At 44.6% G+C, this 18,686-nt stretch carries 10 protein-coding genes and 1 pseudogene; 9 read left to right on the top strand and 2 right to left on the bottom strand.

Annotation, left to right across the window (positions count from 1 at the left end; all coding sequences use genetic code 11):
- Positions 1-38 precede the first annotated feature (38 nt).
- Together mgtE and QUA83_RS07925 are read right to left on the bottom strand one after the other, a co-directional pair.
- A complete protein-coding gene (gene mgtE / locus QUA83_RS07930; protein ID WP_333292445.1) occupies positions 39-1,436 on the bottom strand; it encodes a magnesium transporter in 1,398 nt (465 codons plus the stop codon).
- Positions 1,437-1,738: 302 nt separating this feature from the next.
- Positions 1,739-2,623, bottom strand: coding sequence for an amino acid ABC transporter substrate-binding protein (locus tag QUA83_RS07925; protein ID WP_333292444.1), 885 nt, complete (start codon positions 2,621-2,623; stop codon positions 1,739-1,741).
- Between the two features lie 126 nt (positions 2,624-2,749).
- Between QUA83_RS07925 and QUA83_RS30540 the strand changes: the two genes are divergently transcribed.
- The 9 genes and pseudogenes from QUA83_RS30540 to QUA83_RS07885 all read left to right on the top strand — a co-directional run.
- Complete coding sequence (locus tag QUA83_RS30540; RefSeq protein WP_445301764.1) at positions 2,750-2,923, top strand: PAS domain S-box protein; 174 nt, start codon at positions 2,750-2,752, stop codon at positions 2,921-2,923.
- Positions 2,924-3,639: 716 nt separating this feature from the next.
- Positions 3,640-9,129 carry a PAS domain S-box protein gene (locus QUA83_RS07920; RefSeq protein WP_333292443.1) on the top strand — a complete coding sequence of 1,830 codons (5,490 nt, stop codon included), beginning with the start codon at positions 3,640-3,642 and terminating at the stop codon, positions 9,127-9,129.
- A 125-nt stretch (positions 9,130-9,254) separates the two neighbouring features.
- Positions 9,255-12,350 carry a response regulator gene (locus tag QUA83_RS07915; protein ID WP_333292442.1) on the top strand — a complete coding sequence of 1,032 codons (3,096 nt, stop codon included), beginning with the start codon at positions 9,255-9,257 and terminating at the stop codon, positions 12,348-12,350.
- Positions 12,351-12,360: 10 nt separating this feature from the next.
- Positions 12,361-13,335 carry a diguanylate cyclase gene (locus tag QUA83_RS07910; RefSeq protein ID WP_333292441.1) on the top strand — a complete coding sequence of 325 codons (975 nt, stop codon included), beginning with the start codon at positions 12,361-12,363 and terminating at the stop codon, positions 13,333-13,335.
- Positions 13,336-13,684: 349 nt separating this feature from the next.
- On the top strand, positions 13,685-14,314 hold the full coding sequence (locus QUA83_RS07905; RefSeq protein ID WP_333292440.1) for a macro domain-containing protein: 630 nt from the start codon (positions 13,685-13,687) through the stop codon (positions 14,312-14,314).
- Between the two features lie 380 nt (positions 14,315-14,694).
- Positions 14,695-15,300, top strand: a complete 606-nt coding sequence (locus QUA83_RS07900) for a hypothetical protein (RefSeq protein ID WP_333292439.1) — start codon at positions 14,695-14,697, stop codon at positions 15,298-15,300.
- A gap of 183 nt (positions 15,301-15,483) precedes the next feature.
- Entirely contained in the window at positions 15,484-17,271 is a 1,788-nt protein-coding gene (gene aspS / locus QUA83_RS07895; RefSeq protein WP_333292438.1) for an aspartate--tRNA ligase, read from the top strand.
- 81 nt (positions 17,272-17,352) lie between these two features.
- Entirely contained in the window at positions 17,353-18,069 is a 717-nt protein-coding gene (locus QUA83_RS07890) for an AAA family ATPase (RefSeq protein WP_333292437.1), read from the top strand.
- 326 nt (positions 18,070-18,395) lie between these two features.
- Positions 18,396-18,686, top strand: a pseudogene (locus tag QUA83_RS07885) (ISKra4 family transposase); the annotation flags it as partial.

Below are 18,686 nucleotides of genomic sequence, written 5' to 3'. Positions count from 1 at the left end.
GATTAAGTTTTTTATTCACAGCCATGTAATTAAATATATTAAAGCTGCAAAATTTGTCGAGCTAAAGTGAAATAAATCAACACTCCGAGGACATCAACTGCGGTAGTAATAAAGGGAGCAGACATTAAAGCGGGGTCTAAACCCAAAGAACGAAATAGAAACGGCAGAGCTGAACCGGCAATAGAAGCTAAAATTGCGATCGCAAACAAACTCACTCCCACCGCGAGTGCCACTTCTAAACTCCCTTGCAGAGTGTAAGCCCAGCCCGTCGCTACAGTCCCCAATATAGCTCCTAGCAGCGCTCCCGCCATCCCCTCCCGAATAATTACTTGAAACGGGCCCATTGCTGTAATTTCGTCAGTGTTCAAGCCGCGAATTACAACCGTTGAGGACTGAGCTCCGACATTGCCTCCAGTGCCAGTCAGCAGGGGAATAAAGGCTGCTAAGGCGACTACTTGGTTCAAAATATCTTCTTGAGCTCTAATAATTGCGCCGGTGACAGTATTAGTTAAAAGCAGAACAAACAGCCACACGACTCTTTTCCGGGCAACAGTGATTAAATCGGTCTGAAAATAATTGTCGCCGCCGGACTGGACGCCGCCCAAGGTATAAATATCTTTGGCTGCTTCTTGTTCTAAAATGTCGATCGCGTCGTCAACTGTAATGATGCCTACCAGACGCTGTTCGCGGTCTACAACGGGCACAGCTAAAAAATCGTAACGCTGGATCAGCCTAGCTACTTCTTCTTGATCCGTTCCTGTTTGAACAGAAACTACGTCGCGGGTCATAATTTCGCCGACAGTTTTGTCCAGGGGGGAAGTGACTAAATCCCGCAGGGATAAAATACCGGTCAAACTGCGTCCGGCGTCGGTGACGTAAAGAGAATAAATTGTTTCGGTAGTTCTAGCCAAAGAGCGAATGCGGTCTAAAGCTTGGGCGACGGTAAAGCTTTCTTTCAGAGAAATGTATTCCGGGGTCATGATCCGACCGGCGGTACTGGCTTCGTAGCCCAAAAGTTGAGCCGTTGCTTCTCGTTCCGTTGGGCTCAATTCCCCCAACAGGCGACGGACTAATATTGCCGGCAGTTCGTCAAAGAGTTTAGCTCGATCGTCCGGGGACATTTTGTCTACAATGTCAATGACTTCTTGGCGTTTGAATTTTTCGCAGAGGGACTGCTGAACGCTGGAGTCGAGATATTCGTAGACTGCGATTGCTTCGTCTTTGGAAAGCAAGCGGAAAGCTATTACTTGCATGGTTTCTGGCAGGCCTTCGATAGCTTCAGCTATGTCTGCTTCCTGCACCGGGTGCAAAATCGCTTTTGCTCCTTTAAAGTCTCCTTCTTCCAACAGGGCCCTTAACTGCGATCGAACTAATTCCCGCAGTTCTTTTCGCGCGTAGGTGGGTAGAGAAGACGATTGATAATTTTTTTCTGTCACTGATGACCCTCCTAAACCTGTGCTGCGCGCCTTCCTGAATCCAGTTTAGAGCCTATTGACGCCACTGGTTGCAGCGATCGGACTTGCCCTGACAAAATCCACACCTGACCACGAATTTCAAAGGTGGTACCCGCCACGTGATTTATCCGTGGAATCAATCCAAAATCGCAAATCGAAAATCAGAAGAGCCCCCGCATTGATCCGTGGGGTCAATTCTAAAATCTAAAATCTAAAATCTAAAATCTAAAATCGATTGACCCCTATTCTTCTGGTGCGCGCCCAGCATCTTGCCCGATTTGGGTTCAAATACATTTATCTTGATCGGCGACACTCATCGGTAGGAAAGGAGAATTGCGCCCCAGCACTTTTTCCAACAGGTTCGTCGAACTTTGATTGCGAATATAATTATTGACTGTTTCTTTCCATTCAGTGTCACTTGCTGGCAATATCATGCCGTAAGAAATGCAGGTTAAAGGCTGCTCCGGTATCACAGAATATTGGCTTGGAGTTAAACCCTGTCTCAGCGCTTCTCCTACTAACAGCATCCCGTCGCTAGCGAAGGCATCAATTGTTCCTGATACCGCATCTTTTACACCAGACTGTCTGCCCGCGATACCTTCATACATTCGCTGGTTGGCTAGTTGATATCGGCCTGCAATGAATTGTTGGGTAACAGAACCGCTTAGCACGCCAATGGTCACGTCTTGCAGGAATCCTGAAGGGTTGACTCTCAGTCTGTTTTCTGGCCTGACTAACAGATAAGTGCCGCTGTATAAAAAAGGCAGTGAATATGCAATCCCGCTGGGGGGATTTTTTAGAATTGTATTAGGCCCGCATTCTAGGTGAGTGCGCTTGCTAGTTACGCTGCGGAAGCGGCCTTTTTCCGCTGATTCGTTGAGATCTGTTTCTAGTTTTTCTAAGCGGATGGATCGATTTAATTTTTTTTCTAAGTCAGCTCGAAAAAGTTCTAAGCCTTCCATGCAAACTCCTTGCCATTTTTCACCTTCTAAGTAGCCGAAGGGAGGGGCATCTTTTCTGATACCAACTTTGAGAATGCCAGTTTGCCGAATTTCTTCCAGTGCTGTCTGGGCTGAGGCAACTGTAGGTAAAGCTGCGGGAAATAATATCGAAACTATGGCTGTAAATGCTGCGAGTTTGAGGTTTTTCTTGGTTAGTGAGGAGTTCATTAGTTCGGCATCCGAATAGAGATTTTACGGGTTTTTAATATAATACGCAAAAAAACAATATTGTCAATATATTGCGGTGCTTGTATTTTGGGCTGTTGGGGTGTTTTGGGTGGTGCGATCGGCTAACTGCAACCAGCAACCTCTAGAATTAAGTTTCGGGGCTACGTAAATCCTTTTTTCTGCCGCCTCACGGGTTATACACACAAAGAAGTTTTCGGCAATAATTGGTTTGATAACTTATTATCTTGCTATAGTCAACAATTAATTAAAACTGTCAATATCATCTGCCAGCATTCATAGTGAATCCCCTCGCTCCACCTATGGTTCCTGTTCAAACTGCCCATGTTTAGGGCTGGGATTTAGACTCTCAGATCAAATCAAGGAACAGGGAGCAGGAAAATTATTTTATGTAGGCATGGGTATCAAAAGCTGCATCTGAATAGTGTAGAATTATAACAAACCAGATGGGACATTACAAGGTGCGTATTGTGGGATAAAAATTCTCTTCGCTCTTAATTTTATTACGGAATGTTTAAACTTGTATCTTTTCCTTAACCGTTTTATATTCTTTACCAAATCTTTATTTTTTTTCTCTAGGGTCTTGTTATGGTTGCTTCAAGCGAGCTTACAGCACTTTGCAACAAGAGTGAAATATCCTTTAGTTAAAAAAGAGGTCTTTATGACACACTGCCCCTGCTGCTCGAATCAAATGCTGCGTCACGTTCGCGAGCATCAAATCTACTGGTTTTGTCGCCAATGTTGGCAAACAATACCTATTTACAATCTGCACAGATATGGCTCATCGCCCTCTATAAATCTAGTTAAAGGGCTAGGGGTTAAGAAACAACCTTCTTTACCGATGGATTTTAACAGCTAAACTTAGGGAGTATAAAGTTTAGAGATTGCCTTATCGCTAACTGGTTATCAGGCTCAACACTTAGTTTTCTTGCATCATTAAATTACCCAAGTATAGCCCAAAATATTGAAGACAGCTCTATTCATCTATCGCTTAATTTATGGTAATCTCTCGACGCAAAGTAATTATAAGTTTAGACCAAACACCACTTAAACGATTGCTACCTCTTTTGCTTGGTGTGGTAGCTTCTCTTGCTGTTTTATTTACGTGGCAACAGCTAACCATCAACGGACAAATTCACCTCGAGCAGTTAATTCAGCAGGAAGCCAATGCGATTCAGTCACAACTTAGCGAAGGATTATCAATTCGGGTGTTGACACTTCGACAAATGGCGAATCGCTGGCAAGCCAATGGCGGTACACCAAAGGCTCTTTGGGAAGCCGATGCAGAGGCTTATGTAAAGGATTTCTACGGTTATCAGGCGATCGCATTAGTCGATCCATCATTTAAAGTGCGATGGGTTGCTCCACTGGCAGGGAATGAGGCAGCGCAAAACCTAGATTTGAATGGGGAACTGCGTCGGAAAATTACTTTGCAAGTAGCTCGTGATTTGCGTCAACCTATCTTAAGTCACAATATTTCACTTGTTCAAGGGGGTCAAGGATTTTTAGCAAGTTTTCCTTTGTTTGTAGGTGAACGGTTTGATGGGTTTATTGTCGGATTTTTTCAGTTTAAAACTCTATTTGAAAGTATTGTAAAAGTGTCACCAGGGTACAATGTGGCTATCTATGATGGCACAAGGTGGCTCTACGGTCAAGAATCTTTGTCTCAAAATTCCGAGCATAAAACAGTTGTAGTTAAAGCCTATCGTGTAGACTGGAGAATAGATGTTTATCCAACTTTAGATTTAGTACAAAGTGTCAAGTTTTATTGGCCTAGAGTTGTATTAATTGGTGGCTTAGTTTTAGTTTGGCTGTTGATGTGGGTCGTGTATCTCGCACAAGTTAGTTATGGCAAAGTCGATAAATTCAAAAAAGCCAATCACCAGTTGCAATGGGAAATTCACCAGCGACAACAGGCAGAACTTACGATCGCTCAACTAGCTGCGATCGTTGAATCTTCGGAAGATGCCATTCTCAGTAAAGATTTAGAGGGTGTAGTTACAAGTTGGAATGTAGGAGCCGAAACAATTTTTGGCTATACAGCGGCCGAAATAGTAGGGCAATCAGGGAGAAAACTGATTCCTGCAGACTATCAAGATGAGGAAAACGAAATTCTCACCAAAATCCAGCGAGGAGAACGTATCAAACACTACGATACAAAGAGGCTGAGGAAAGATGGAACATTAATCGATGTCTCGATGAGTGTCTCCCCCATTAAAGACCAAGCAGGGAATATAATTGGAGCCTCAAAGATTGCCCGGAATATTGCTGACAGCAAACAAGCAGAAGCAGCACTACGTGAAAGTGAAGAACGCTGGGAACTGTCTGTACGCGGGAATAATGACGGCATTTGGGATTGGAATGTTCAAACCAACGAGGTCTTCTTGTCTAGTCGCTGGAAGGAAATGCTGGGCTATGAAGACCATGAAATCCAAAACATTGTAGACGAATGGGCTAATCTGGTACATCCCGATGATTTGGGATGGGTGATGCAAGCCGTTCAAGACCATTTTGCCAAGAAAACTCCTTTTTACATCACAGAACATCGCATTCGCTGCAAAGATGGTTCCTACAAATGGATTTTGGATCGCGGTCAGGCGCTGTGGGACGATGCAGGTAACGTAATTCGGATGGCTGGCTCTCACACCGACATTACCGAGCGCAAGCAAGCTGAAGTTGCTTTACAGGTCAGCGAAGCCAGATATCGGCAATTGATCGATAACTTAAATGCAGGTTTTCTGATTCATGCTACAGATACCAGCATCCAATTATCTAATGAAACGGCCTGTGAATTACTAGGGCTTTCAATGGATCAAATGCTGGGAAAAACTGCGATATCTCCGGCATGGCATTTTGTGCGGGAAGATGGCAGCGTTATGCCCCTAGAGGAATATCCGGTAAATCAGGTTTTATCCAGTAGAAGTTCCCTCAAAAATTATGTTTTAGGAATTAAAAAAGAAATTGATAGTTGTGTTTGGGTCTTAGTTAATGCCTACCCGGAGTTCGATCAAAACGGTCAAATTACACAAGTTGTAGTTACGTTTATTGATGTTAGTAAAAGCAAAAAAGTAGAGCAGGACATCCAAAACACTCGCAATTTCTTACAAGCACTGCTGGATAATTTACCGGTGGCGGTTTTTGTTAAGGACGCCGATCCTAAACGATTTGGCGTATTTCAGTTTTGGAATAAAACCAGCGAACGGTTATTTGGCATCTCAGCCGAACAAGCGATCGGCAAAAGTGGCTATGATTTTTTTCCAACAGAACAGGCTATCTTTTTTGACCAAAAGGATAGAGAAGCCTTTGAGAAAGGTAAGAGTGAAGATATTCTCGAAGAAGTCATTGACAGTCATAGTCTGGGAAAACTTTGGCTGCATACAGTGAAGATTCCCATTTACGACCAGCAGCATCAGCCCCAGTACCTACTTTGTTTTTCAGAAGATATCACCGATCGCAAACACGCAGAAGCAGAGCTTAGAGAACTGAGTGAGGTGATGAAAAATGCGGTGTCCGGCATTTCCAAAATAGACACTCAAGGACGTTACCTCTATGTCAATAAAGCATATTCTGACGTGACAGGCTATCAGCCAGAAGAAATGATCGGGATGTCCTGGGAAAAAACCGTATATCCCGATGAGTTGAAAAAACTGATTGCAGCCTATGGGCTGATGGTGCAAGAGGGCAGAGTTGAAGTTGAAACCAGAGGGGTTCGTAAAGACGGTTCGGTTTTTTATAAGCAATTGGTGATGATTTCAACTTACGACGAACAGCACCAATTTATGGGGCATTACTGCTTCATGAAAGATATTAGCGATCGCAAAAAAGCCGAACTTGCACTAGAACAGGAACTCCTGCGGAGTAAAGCCTTCTTCAACACTTCACTGGATGGTGTTGTTGTCATGGATAGGGTCGGAAAAGTTGTCGAAGCTAGTTCCAGTTTTGCTCAAATGCTGGGCTACACCCTAGAAGAAACCCTGAATCTGAGTGTGTTTGATTGGGATGCTGAATGGACGAAGGAAGAACTACAACTTATGCTCCAGAGAGAGAAGGTTATTCCGCTGTTTGAAACGCGACATCGCCGCAAGGATGGTTCTGTATATGACGTGGAAATTAGCTGGAACCGGGTGGAATTACAAGATGAGATAATGAACTTCTGTATCTGCCGGGATATTAGCGATCGCAAACGCAACGAAGCGGAACGCCAACAAACCGAACAGGCACTCCGAGAGAGTGAAACTCGCTTCCAAGCCTTCATGAATCACAGCCCTGCCCCTGCCTGGATTACCGATGAAAATGGTGTAATGCTCTATGCCAGCCAGACTTATCTCAATACCTTCGAGTTACCCACTGACGATGTGATTGGAAAATCCATTTTTGAACTTTACCCCGCCGCCCACGCGCAACAATATCTAGACAATATCCAAACGGTTGTTCAAACCAACGAGCTAATTGAAACGATTGAGATGGCGCCCCGTCGAGATGGCACCCTGGGTGAGTTTCTGGTTTACAAATTTCTCATCCCCGACTTACCTGGGCAAATGCTAGTAGGTGGTGTGGCGATCGATGTGACACGACAACATCAAGCTGAAACCGCCTTACAAATGAGTGAGGAACGCTTAAAACTGGCACTAGAAGCCTCTGGAGATGGACTATGGGATTGGAAAATTGAAACTGGAAAAGTTTACCTGAATTCCTACTACCAGGAGATGCTGGGCTACAAGCCGGGTGAATTGGTGATGGATTTGAAGGTCTGGGAACAGATGATTCACCCTGATGATAAATTCTGGGTTTTTGAGTTTCTCAATAGTCACTTGCAAGATAGCTCAGTTAAGTATGCCTTTGACTATCGTGTGCGTTGCAAGTCAGGTGAGTGGAAGTGGATCGCTAACTACGGGAAAGTCGTTGCCTACGATGAACATGGTAAGCCTTTACGGATGATTGGAACGCACAAAGACATCAGCGATCGCAAACAAAAAGAACTGGCACTGCAGCAGGCAATGGAAGCAGCAGAAGCAGCGAATTTGGCAAAAAGTACCTTCCTAGCCAATATGAGCCACGAATTACGCACTCCTCTCAACGTAATTCTAGGATTTGCTCAGGTAATGACCCATGACCCCTCCCTAACTCCCAACCAACAACAAGACCTGCAAACAATTCGACGGAGTGGGGATCACCTCTTGAGTTTGATTAACGATGTGCTGGATCTCTCGAAAATTGAATCGGGACACTGCACAGTTGAACAAAGCGGATTGGACTTAATTGCGCTGCTGCATTCCCTCCGAAATATGTTGGCGGAACGAGCAAGTTCTAAAGGACTTGACCTTTGTTTTGAGATTGCGCCAGAAGTTCCCCAATTTATGCTGGTCGATGCTCAAAAACTGCGTCAGGTTTTGCTCAATTTGGTGAGTAATGCCATCAAATTTACCGATCGGGGAAGCATTACTTTGCAAGTCAGCATTCAGGCTTCTGGTACAGGGGCATTAACCACAACTCGGCCAATTCTCCAGTTTGTAGTAGCTGACACAGGTGTAGGGATTGCATCAGTCGAACTCGATACCATCTTCGATGCGTTTGTGCAAGCCCAAGCTGGGAAGCGATCGATCGCTGGTACTGGCCTAGGTCTCACCATTAGTCGCAAATTGTTGGAACTCATGGGCGGAAAAATTTCTGTCAGCAGCACTCTGGGAGAGGGGAGTACCTTCACATTTACCCTTCCCGTCAGCCCCATCAGTGGAGTTAATGTTACACCCGAAGAGAATAATCGCCTCGTGATTGGGCTGGCTCCCAGTGAACGGGATCATCGCATTTTGGTGGTTGATGATCAAGTAGAAAATCGCTTGCTAATGGTCAGATTACTGACACAATTAGGATTAGAGGTAAAAGAAGCTACCAACGGACAGCAAGCTGTGCAGATTTGGCAACAATGGCAACCCGACCTAACCTGGATGGACATTCGGATGCCCGTTTTAGATGGATACGAGGCTACGAAGCAAATTCGGGCAATGGAAGACGGACAGAACAGTATCATTATTGCACTTACGGCCCAAGCTTCCCAGAGCGATCGCGCCCTCGCCTTAGCTGCTGGTTGCAACGACTACATCAGCAAGCCCTTCCGGGAACAGACCCTATTTCTTAAGATGGCGGAATACCTAGGTTTAGAGTATGTATATGAGGAAGAGGAAACAGAAAAAGGGGAACGGGGAACAGATTGTTTTCCTTCTTACCTCTGTTCTGTTGCGTCTTCCGTTTCTGATTCCCTCGATCCAACGATTCTGGCGACATTACCAAAAGTATGGGTGGTTCAGTTGGAAGATGCTGCTTTATGTGGGGATGATGTTGCGATCGTTGAACTGGTAGCTCAACTTTCCTCAGAACTCGCTCAATTAGGTACTCATCTGACGGAACTCGCCAACCAGTATCAATTTGAAAAAATTCTTAATCTAATTCAAGGTAATTTCCCAAGTGAAATTCCTCCATTGGATTTATAAGCCGTTGTGCATTTAAACGTTTGATGAGGACTAGGGAATTAGGAACAGTGAACAATAAGACCATCTAATTTTTGGTATTTCTTAAAAAAACATCCTTAATTTTTATTGATAATTACTGACCTAAAATGCCTCATAAAGTTACCAAAATCTCCCAAATCACTACTTTTGATTTAACAAGTTTAGAGGAATGTACCGAGGAATCTGTGTATGCTCCAGGTCATATTCAGCCGCACGGAATCGTTTTATTGCTGCAAGGAACTAATCTAAATATTATACAGATAAGTGAAAATGTAAAAGAGTTTTTTGGCATTTCGGCAGAAGAATTGCTAGGCAAGCCATTGCAACGGTTATTTGGCGAGGTTCAAGCAGAAAAAATTGTTAGCAAGATAACTCAAGAAACACAAAACTCTCCTAATTATTTGGAGATAAAAGTATCTCTAAAAGACGGCAAAACCCAAACATTTAGAAGTACACTGCATCAGATATCAGATGGGTGGGTTCTGGAGCTAGAACCCCAATTCCCTATTGAAAATAATCATTCAATCGATTTCTATCACCGTCTGCAAACAGTTATCCTCAACTTTCGCAGTGCGATCGGTCTTTCTGATTTAGCTCAAACCATTGCTCGTGAAGTCAAAGCCATGACCGGGTTCGATCGCGTGATGGTCTATCGCTTTGAAGCCGACGATCATGGGGTGGTAATTGCCGAAGAGAAAGAAAGCTATCTAGAAAGCTACCTGGGATTGCATTACCCGGCGATCGATATTCCCGTACCCGCCCGCAAATTGTTTTACCGCAACTGGGTGCGCCAAATTCCTGATATCAATTACACCCCGGCCCGCCTAATTCCCACCAACCATCCCCTAACCGATACACCCCAGGATCTAAGTGCTTGCGTGTTAAGGGGAGTATCTCCCTACCACATTGAATATTTGCAGAATATGGGAGTTGCTGGGACACTGACAATTTCGTTAATTGACGATCGGCGCCTCTGGGGATTAATTGCCTGTCACCATTACAGCCCGCGATTGGTAGATTACGAAACTCGCAAAACCTGTGAATTTTTAGGACAATTTGCCTCGATCGAACTGGTACATCAGCAAGATCGAGAATTGAACGTTTACCGATCGCAGGCGAAAACTATTCAGGATAAACTTCAGCAGGCATTCCTGCGAGATTCTAATTTTATCGAACAGGTATTGAGCGAAAATGCTTCTCAATTGCTAGATTTAGTTCATGCTCAGGGAGCTGCAATTCTGCTCGATGGTCGTCTAACATTGGTGGGTCAAACACCATCGGAATCTGAGGTAGACGAACTCGTGCAGTGGTTGCTGGAACAGAATAAAGAACGAGTGTTTGCAACAGCTTCTTTGTCTCAGTTGTATCCCCAAGCGAAGCAATTCAAAGAGCAAGCTAGCGGTGTTTTAGCAATCTCAATCTTCCTATCCTACGCCAAACAAAAGTCATACCATATCCTTTGGTTCCGACCCGAACAAATTCAAACCATAAACTGGGCAGGTAATCCACAGGATGCTGTGTCGATCGACGAAATTGGAAAAATGCACCTGTGTCCCCGCCAATCCTTTAAACTGTGGCAAGAGACAGTGCGGGAGATGTCTTATCCGTGGCAGATTGCAGAGTTAGAAGCTGCCGCCGAAATGAGACATATCCTCATGCTGGCGGTGTTAGAATTTTCGCAAGCTGCCTTAGAACACGCAGCAGAAAGGGCAGCAATAGCCAACCGTGCCAAAAGCCAGTTCCTTGCCAACATGAGCCACGAGCTCAGAACGCCACTCAACGCGATTCTGGGATTTACCCAGCTTATGAACCGCAACCCCTATATCCCAGAAGAATTTCAAGAGCATTTAGGGATCATTACCCGTAGTGGAGAACACCTGCTGACATTGATCGACGATGTTTTGCAAATGTCTAGAATTGAAGCAGGGCAATTGGTACTGAGTAAAAGGTGTTTTAATCTGCATCGACTGCTAGGTTCTATTAACGAGATGTTCACCATCAAAGCGCCTGAGAAAGGGTTACATCTTAGCAGCGAGTGGGATGCTACTGTCCCCCGTTATGTCTGTGGCGATGAAGCAAAACTTCGCCAAATCTTGATTAATCTGCTGGGGAACGCGCTCAAATTTACAACAACAGGAAGCATAGCCCTACGTGGACGAGCTTTTTCATCAGATGATATGCCATCTGGTACAAATTGCGATCGCGCCACTAATCCACCCGATATTAAACCAACTATTACCTTGTGTCTCGAAGTTGAGGATACCGGGCCTGGCATTTCTCCCTCAGATTTAGAATCAATTTTTGACGCTTTCATGCAAACCAATAGCGGTCGCAACGATCGAGGAACAGGTTTAGGACTGTCTATCAGTCGTGAGTTTGCGCGTCTGATGGGAGGGGATATCACCGTGCGAAGCACCCTGAATCGAGGCTCGACTTTTACCTGCCAAGTCGTTTTGGAACTACCAGAGTCCGTTGATTTAGATGAACATAAAATTAGCGATCGGATTATCGGGATCGAACCTGGGCAACGTATCTACCGAATTCTAGTAGTAGAAGACGTTCCAGAAAATCGGCAACTGCTGGTGACGCTGCTGGGGTCAGTTGGGTTTGATGTGTGTGCGGTGGAAAATGGGGTAGAGGCGATCGATCGTTGGCAAACATGGCACCCTGACCTGATTTTGATGGACATTCAAATGCCTGTCATGGATGGTTATGAAGCGACGAGACAGATTCGAGCACAACAGTCATTAGTCATGAGTCATGAGTCATCAGCAGATAACTCAGGGCAAATGTCACAGGACAAAAGACAAATTACACGCATAATTGCCCTCACTGCCTATGCTTTTGAAGACGATCGTATCGCCAGCCTGCAAGTCGGTTGCGATGACTACATTGCCAAGCCGTTTACTGAAGACACACTTTTCGACAAAATAGCTCATCACTTGGGCGTCCGCTACTGCTACGCCGAAAAAGTTCAGCCAGACTCATCAGCTTCGCCCCCAAAGATATTGACTCCCGACTTGAAAACCATGCCCACCAAGTGGATTGCAGAAGTTCATGAAGCAGCACTCGATCTTAGTGATAATAAGCTTTATGAACTGATCGCTCAAATTCCCAAGGAGAAACAAGATTTCATCGCGGCGATGACATCTCTGGTCGATAACTTTCAGCTTGAAGCGATCGCAACTCTCACCCAGATTTAGGAATAAGACCATGACAGCTTTATTCAAACTTGTGGCCCAAACGAATATTCTCATCGTGGATGATACCCCAGACAATCTGCGCTTGTTAGCCAAAATTCTAGAGTCACAGGGCTATATTGTCCGTAAAGCCCTCAACGGCAGAATGGCACTCCAAGGTGTTCATCGCGACCCACCGAGTCTAATTTTACTTGACATCAATATGCCGGAGATGAATGGGTACGAAGTCTGCCAAAAGTTAAAAGCATCGGAAGCGAGTGCTCAGATACCAGTTATTTTTATCAGTGCGCTCGAACGACTGGAAAACAAGGTACGAGCCTTTGAACTGGGTGGTGTAGATTATATTACCAAACCCTTTCAAGAGCAGGAAGTGCTGATGAGAGTAAAAAATCAATTACTCATCCAACAGCAACGCCAACAACTGCTCGAACAAAATCAACGTTTAGAACACGAAATCCAGGAACGTCTGAGGGCAGAAGCAGAAGTAAGGCAGCTATCCGTGACCGATGAATTAACTGGATTATATAACCGACGAGGCTTTTTTTTACTAGCAGATCAACAATTAAAAATTGCTCGACGCACGCAAACATCCTATTTTATTTTGTTCGCTGACTTAGATGGTCTGAAAAAGATTAACGACACTTTAGGACACGAAATGGGAGACAGAGTAATCGTTGACGCAGCTCAAATATTGAAGCAAACCTTTCGTGAAGCGGATATTGTGGCTCGACTCGGCGGAGATGAATTTGCTTTATTTATTCCTAACTTTTCTGGGAATTCATCTACTAATTTCCATGCTCGGCTGCAAGAAAATATAGATCGCTTTAATCAACAGTCCGAGCGAGCTTATATATCAATAAGTCTTGGTGTGGAGTTTGGCGATTTAAACCATGAAGTTTTATTAGAACAATTGCTGGCAAAAGCTGACAAACTCATGTACGAGCATAAACGTATCAAACGCTGTTTAAATCCTCAACCGTTCTTTTGAGAACAGCGATATCGAAGCGCCCTAAGCATTATTTATTAAACGTGAGTTCAACCGAGAAAGAGTAAACTGAAAACAAGATAGGGAAACAGCTTGCAGACTTTAGCCCCTGGGCCAGAAAACACGATGCAGTATAGCTCATCACACCTAAACCTGAGAGGGTGCCAACCCTGTTAAAAGCTCTCTCTGTATTAGGTTAAGGGTGTGTGCGATAAAAAAATGTCGTAGCTATTGAACATTTGCTAGTTGAAATTGAGATGAATTTAAAATTTAGCGGACTTATGTAAAGTATTGTAGGATTAAATTGGCGATCGCTCTGGCTGTTCGCCATTAAAATTAAGAGAGAGTATGTATGCAAATTGTGCTGGCTGCCTTAGACGATGATTTAGTTAGAGCCTGGGAAAGCACTTGCGGCAATATAGAAAATGTAAAGATTCACCGCGGTTCAATATTTGATGTCAAATGTGATGCTATTGTGAGTCCGGGAAATAGTTTTGGTTTCATGGACGACGGCTTACATTTAGAAATTTTGGAATATTTTGGAGGGCAGGTTCTTGAACGCTTGCAAAAACTAATTCAGGCTCGACATCACGGCGAACTCTTAGTAGGAAGGGCAGAAATTGTAGACACGGATCATGCTGAAATTCCGTATTTAATAGCTGCACCCGTTATGCGCGTTCCCACAGTTTTAAGAGAAACAGTAAATGTTTATCTAGCAACCCGCGCTATTTTGACTCTCGTAAAATTTGGCTCAGTGGCAGATGGAACTCCAGTCAAACATATAATTGAAACTATCGCTATTCCCGGCATGGGTACGGGAATGGGCAAAGTGCCGCCACATATCTGCGCCAATCAAATGAAAGTTGCGCTCGAAGATATCCTCTTATCTCAGTACGAATTTCCTCAATCTTTACTGCACGCTCAAAGATGTCACCACTTGTTATATAGGGACGAGAGCGAAGATTTGCAGTTGGAAAATTGAAACTATTAAATTTGCCCGTTTTATTGTGTTGAGAAACCAAGTTGATTGGTGTGTGTTTTTTAGGTATAGAGACTTATCATAAATTTAAGTGCGCTAAACCGTACCTGCAAGTTGGCGGTATCCTACACACGAGAGCAACTTTGGTAGATATAATGTAATAGAACTGAGGTCATTCCAACTAGGTAAGCGCGGATACAAAAGTTGATAAAGCTGGAATAAGAATTGCCTAGTTCTTATTAAATGCCAGAATTCCTTCTGGCGCTACACGTACAAAGTCTGTATAAAAGACCACAATTCGTTCTGGCGCTACACCTACAAAGTCTGCATCCAGGGACTGTGAGATTTTTTGAAAATGTTTACTACCACAGGAGAAGATTGAGATGACAGATCCAAAAGTAACCGAGGAACCCGTTTTAGAGGCAACTATCGAAACGACGGAGCTCGTCAAAAAAGAGATGCCCGACGCGACTGATGAGGCGATCGCAGAAACTGCCGCGCTGTTTGAAGCAATTAAAAAACGCGCCACCGCCGAAGTGCAAGCAGCGGGCGAACTCACCCGCGAAGCTTATTTAAAAGCTGTGAATAAGGCATCGGGCGCGATCGAAGAAAATAAGGATCTCGCCCACGAGAGATTCACAGAAGCAGTCAAGCTGATTAAAAAAGAAACTGAGAAAAATTGGCTGGTGGTAGATGCGATTAAAACGCGGGCGCAAGCGCAGGTGCAAGATGCCGGCGAAGTCAGTCGCGAAGCTTATTTGAAAGCAGTGCGACAAGCGCGAGAAGCGGTGGAACAAAATAAATTGATCGAACGCGATCGCATCGAACAAGCTGTTGACCACATTCACACGGAAGCTGAAAAGAATTGGCACGTTATTGTGAAGCAAATTGAGTCGATCGGCACTCGCTTGACGGATGCGGCTAAGTCTGCATGGAACGCGCTGACGGCGTTTTTTGACAAGTCTCACAGCGATCGCGGGGATTCCTAGAACATTGTATTTGTGGGGCGGGCGGGACGCCCAACCCCTACTCCCCACAATAATTTCATCAGCATTGACTATAAAATTGAGATGCGCCTCTGCTTAAAAATCATCCGTGCATTTGCATTCAGCAGAAGTTTCAGGCATACTGCATAATTAAAAAGCTTTATTTTTAGTCCACTACCCCTAATTATGAGAAGTTACTACTGCGGCGAACTGCGAAGCGAACACATTGGAGAGACTGTCACCCTTTACGGCTGGGTGGATCGCCGCCGCGATCATGGCGGGGTGATTTTTCTGGATGTGCGCGATCGATCGGGTATTGTGCAGATTGTCAGCGATCCTGAACGCACCCCCGATTCCTATCACGGGGCTGAGGCTTTACGCAGCGAATACGTGATTAAAATTACTGGGCGAGTCACCAGCCGCCCCGAAGAGTCCCTCAACCCGAAATTGCCTACGGGTGAAGTAGAAATTTATGCTGACGAAATTGAGTTGTTGAATGCGGTTCGCAAACAGTTACCGTTTCAGGTGGCGACGGCGGAGACTGAAAGCGTGCGGGAAGATTTGCGCCTGAAATATCGCTATTTGGACTTGCGGCGCGCTCGCATGAGTCGCAATTTGCAGCTTCGCCACCAAGTAGTCAAAGCGATGCGCCGCCACTTGGAAGATGTGGGAGGTTTTATTGAAGTTGAAACACCGATTTTAACGCGATCGACTCCTGAAGGTGCGAGAGATTATTTAGTGCCCAGTCGCGTCAATTTGGGCGAATGGTACGCTTTGCCGCAGTCGCCACAGTTGTTCAAACAATTGTTAATGGTTTCGGGTTTGGACAGATATTATCAACTTGCCCGCTGTTTCCGCGATGAAGATTTGCGCGCCGAAAGACAGCCGGAATTCACACAATTAGACATGGAAATGAGTTTCATGTCTTTAGAAGAAATTCTCGAACTAAACGAAGGTTTAGTCTGCCAGATTTTCCAAAGTGTCAAAGGCGTAGAATTACCTCGTCCTTTTCCGCGCTTGACTTACGCGGAAGCAATGGATCGCTATGGTAGCGACAAACCAGACACTCGCTTCGGTATGGAATTAGTCGATGTTTCCGATTTGATGAAAGATTCGGGATTTAAGGTATTTTCCGGGGCGGTTGCTGCAGGCGGAATTGTGAAAGTTTTGCCGATTCCGGGCGGGAATGATGCGATTTCTAACGTGCGGATTAAACCCGCTGGCGATTTGTTTAAGGAAGCCAGCGAAGCGGGTGCGAAAGGATTGGCTTACATCCGCGTGCGGGATAACGGCGAAATTGATACGATCGGCGCTATTAAGGATAATTTGACGGAAGCACAAAAACAGCAATTGCTCGATCGCACGGGCGCGCAACCAGGTCATTTGTTGTTATTCGCAGCGGCTGATGCGACAACTGTCAATAAGACTTTGGATAGATTGCGTTTGTTCGTTGGTAACGAATTGGGATTGATTGACAAAGACAAGATGAATCTGCTGTGGGTGACAGATTTCCCGATGTTTGAATGGAACGCTGACGAGAAGCGTTTGGAAGCAGTGCACCACCCGTTTACTGCGCCGCATCCTGACGATATTAATGATTTGAAAACTGCGAGAGCTCAAGCTTACGATTTGGTGTTAAACGGTACAGAAATCGGCGGTGGTTCTCTGCGGATTTACCAGCGGGAAGTTCAGGAAAAGGTGTTTGAGGCGATCGGCTTATCGACTGAGGAAGCTTACAATAAGTTTGGCTTTTTGTTGGAGGCGTTTGAGTATGGAACTCCTCCCCACGGAGGCATTGCTTACGGCTTGGATCGGTTGGTGAGGCTGTTGGCTGATGAAGAATCGATTCGCGATGTGATTGCGTTTCCGAAGACGCAGCAGGCGGCTTGTTTGCTGACGAATGCGCCGTCTGCTGTGGATGAGAAGCAGTTGAAGGAGTTGCAAGTGCGATCGACTTATACGCCCAAGTCATAAGGGCGATCGGGACTTAGGCAAAGCCTATGTGTCATGCTGAGAGAAGCGAAGCATCTCAGTTGAAATGCCTAAGTCATAATTATGAAACACCTTGACAATTTAACCATTCATCGGTTCCGAGGCCTGCGAGATTTAACCTTGCAGGACTTGGGTCAAATCAACATATTGATTGGTGCGAATAACTCAGGGAAAACCAGCATTTTAGAGGCAATATCAACACATTGTTCAAATGCCGTGCTGACTGTTGATACAGTCACACCTTTTTCTTATGGACTCGAAGAATTGCAATTTGAATTGCTCTCAGAAGCAACTTTTCAGCGTTTTAAGTCGGAAGTGATTAAGTTACTGCAAGGGATAGATTCAGGAATTATTGATTTAGCCATTCTGTCGCATAGGGGCAAGCGTCCCAGTCTTTATATCGATCATAAACAATTGGGAATTTTGCCGTTAAGTGCTGTTGGTGATGGTGTGCGTCGTCTGTTGTTCATTGCTTTAACGCTGAGCAAAGTTCGAGGTGGAGTTTTACTAATTGACGAGACAGAAAAAGCTATTCATACTGATTCACTTTGCAGTTCCTTTACTTGGATTGTGCAGTGGTGTCAGCGATTGGATGTGCAGCTATTTGCAACTACCCACAGTTTAGAAATAGTTGATGCGATGTTGGGTGCTAGCGATACGGAGACGGACTTAGTTCTTTATCGTTTGGAAAAGTGGGAGTTGCAAACAAAAGTAATCAGACTTGAACGGGAAATACTGCAAAGAGTACGGGAGGATTTGGGTCAGGAGGTGCGCGTGTGAACCGCACAGGACTGACTGGAAACCGGGTTTTTTACGAAAAGACTTGCTTCTAGTCCTTTATTCTGGTTGAACAACACGGTTTCTGAGTGTATGGGTGCGATCGCAGATCCAAACACGTGCGTTAAGTGCTACATTATTTACAAATCTTTTTTGTAAAAGCAAAAGGCTGCTCCAATGGAACCATCCAACCTTACCCGGCGACTGAAAGACTTGGAAGACAATATTAAACAAGATTCCGCGGGTGCATCTCACTTTTGCGAATGTGTCAAAAAAGAGTTAAAATGAAAAAGCTAGTAAAATCGTCAAATAAAGATGAGGTAAATAAAATGACACCCTCAGACCAACAACAACTAAAAGCCCACTTAAAAGCGGTAGCAAAAATTCTTTACAGAAATACAGAGCCAACCGAGTTAAAAACTTTTGAAAGTATAGAAAAAGCAGTCCGTCAGAAAATGTTATCAGAGGTTGGTCCAGAAATAGGTAGCTTTTTTTTTCAGCAGTATCAGGAATTAAAACAGGAAAGCCCCGAAAAATAAAATCAATAATCGGCTCGCTCGACATTACAGATAATCAGGCAAAATATTTTGGCTTAAAAGCTTACAGTCAATTTAGTCCAC

The sequence above is a fragment of the Microcoleus sp. K1-B1 genome, from assembly GCF_036704705.1.
In the GTDB taxonomy this organism is placed as follows: Bacteria; Cyanobacteriota; Cyanobacteriia; order Cyanobacteriales; family Microcoleaceae; genus Microcoleus.
This window is presented reverse-complemented; position numbering and strand designations above follow the sequence as displayed.

Coding starts and splice junctions, on each gene's coding strand:
- QUA83_RS07925 (WP_333292444.1), bottom strand. CDS start 2,623: ATGAACTCCTCACTAACCAAGAAAAACCTCAAACTCGCAGCATTTACA.
- QUA83_RS07920 (WP_333292443.1), top strand. CDS start 3,640: ATGGTAATCTCTCGACGCAAAGTAATTATAAGTTTAGACCAAACACCA.
- QUA83_RS07915 (WP_333292442.1), top strand. CDS start 9,255: ATGCCTCATAAAGTTACCAAAATCTCCCAAATCACTACTTTTGATTTA.
- QUA83_RS07910 (WP_333292441.1), top strand. CDS start 12,361: ATGACAGCTTTATTCAAACTTGTGGCCCAAACGAATATTCTCATCGTG.
- QUA83_RS07905 (WP_333292440.1), top strand. CDS start 13,685: ATGCAAATTGTGCTGGCTGCCTTAGACGATGATTTAGTTAGAGCCTGG.
- QUA83_RS07900 (WP_333292439.1), top strand. CDS start 14,695: ATGACAGATCCAAAAGTAACCGAGGAACCCGTTTTAGAGGCAACTATC.
- aspS (WP_333292438.1), top strand. CDS start 15,484: ATGAGAAGTTACTACTGCGGCGAACTGCGAAGCGAACACATTGGAGAG.
- QUA83_RS07890 (WP_333292437.1), top strand. CDS start 17,353: ATGAAACACCTTGACAATTTAACCATTCATCGGTTCCGAGGCCTGCGA.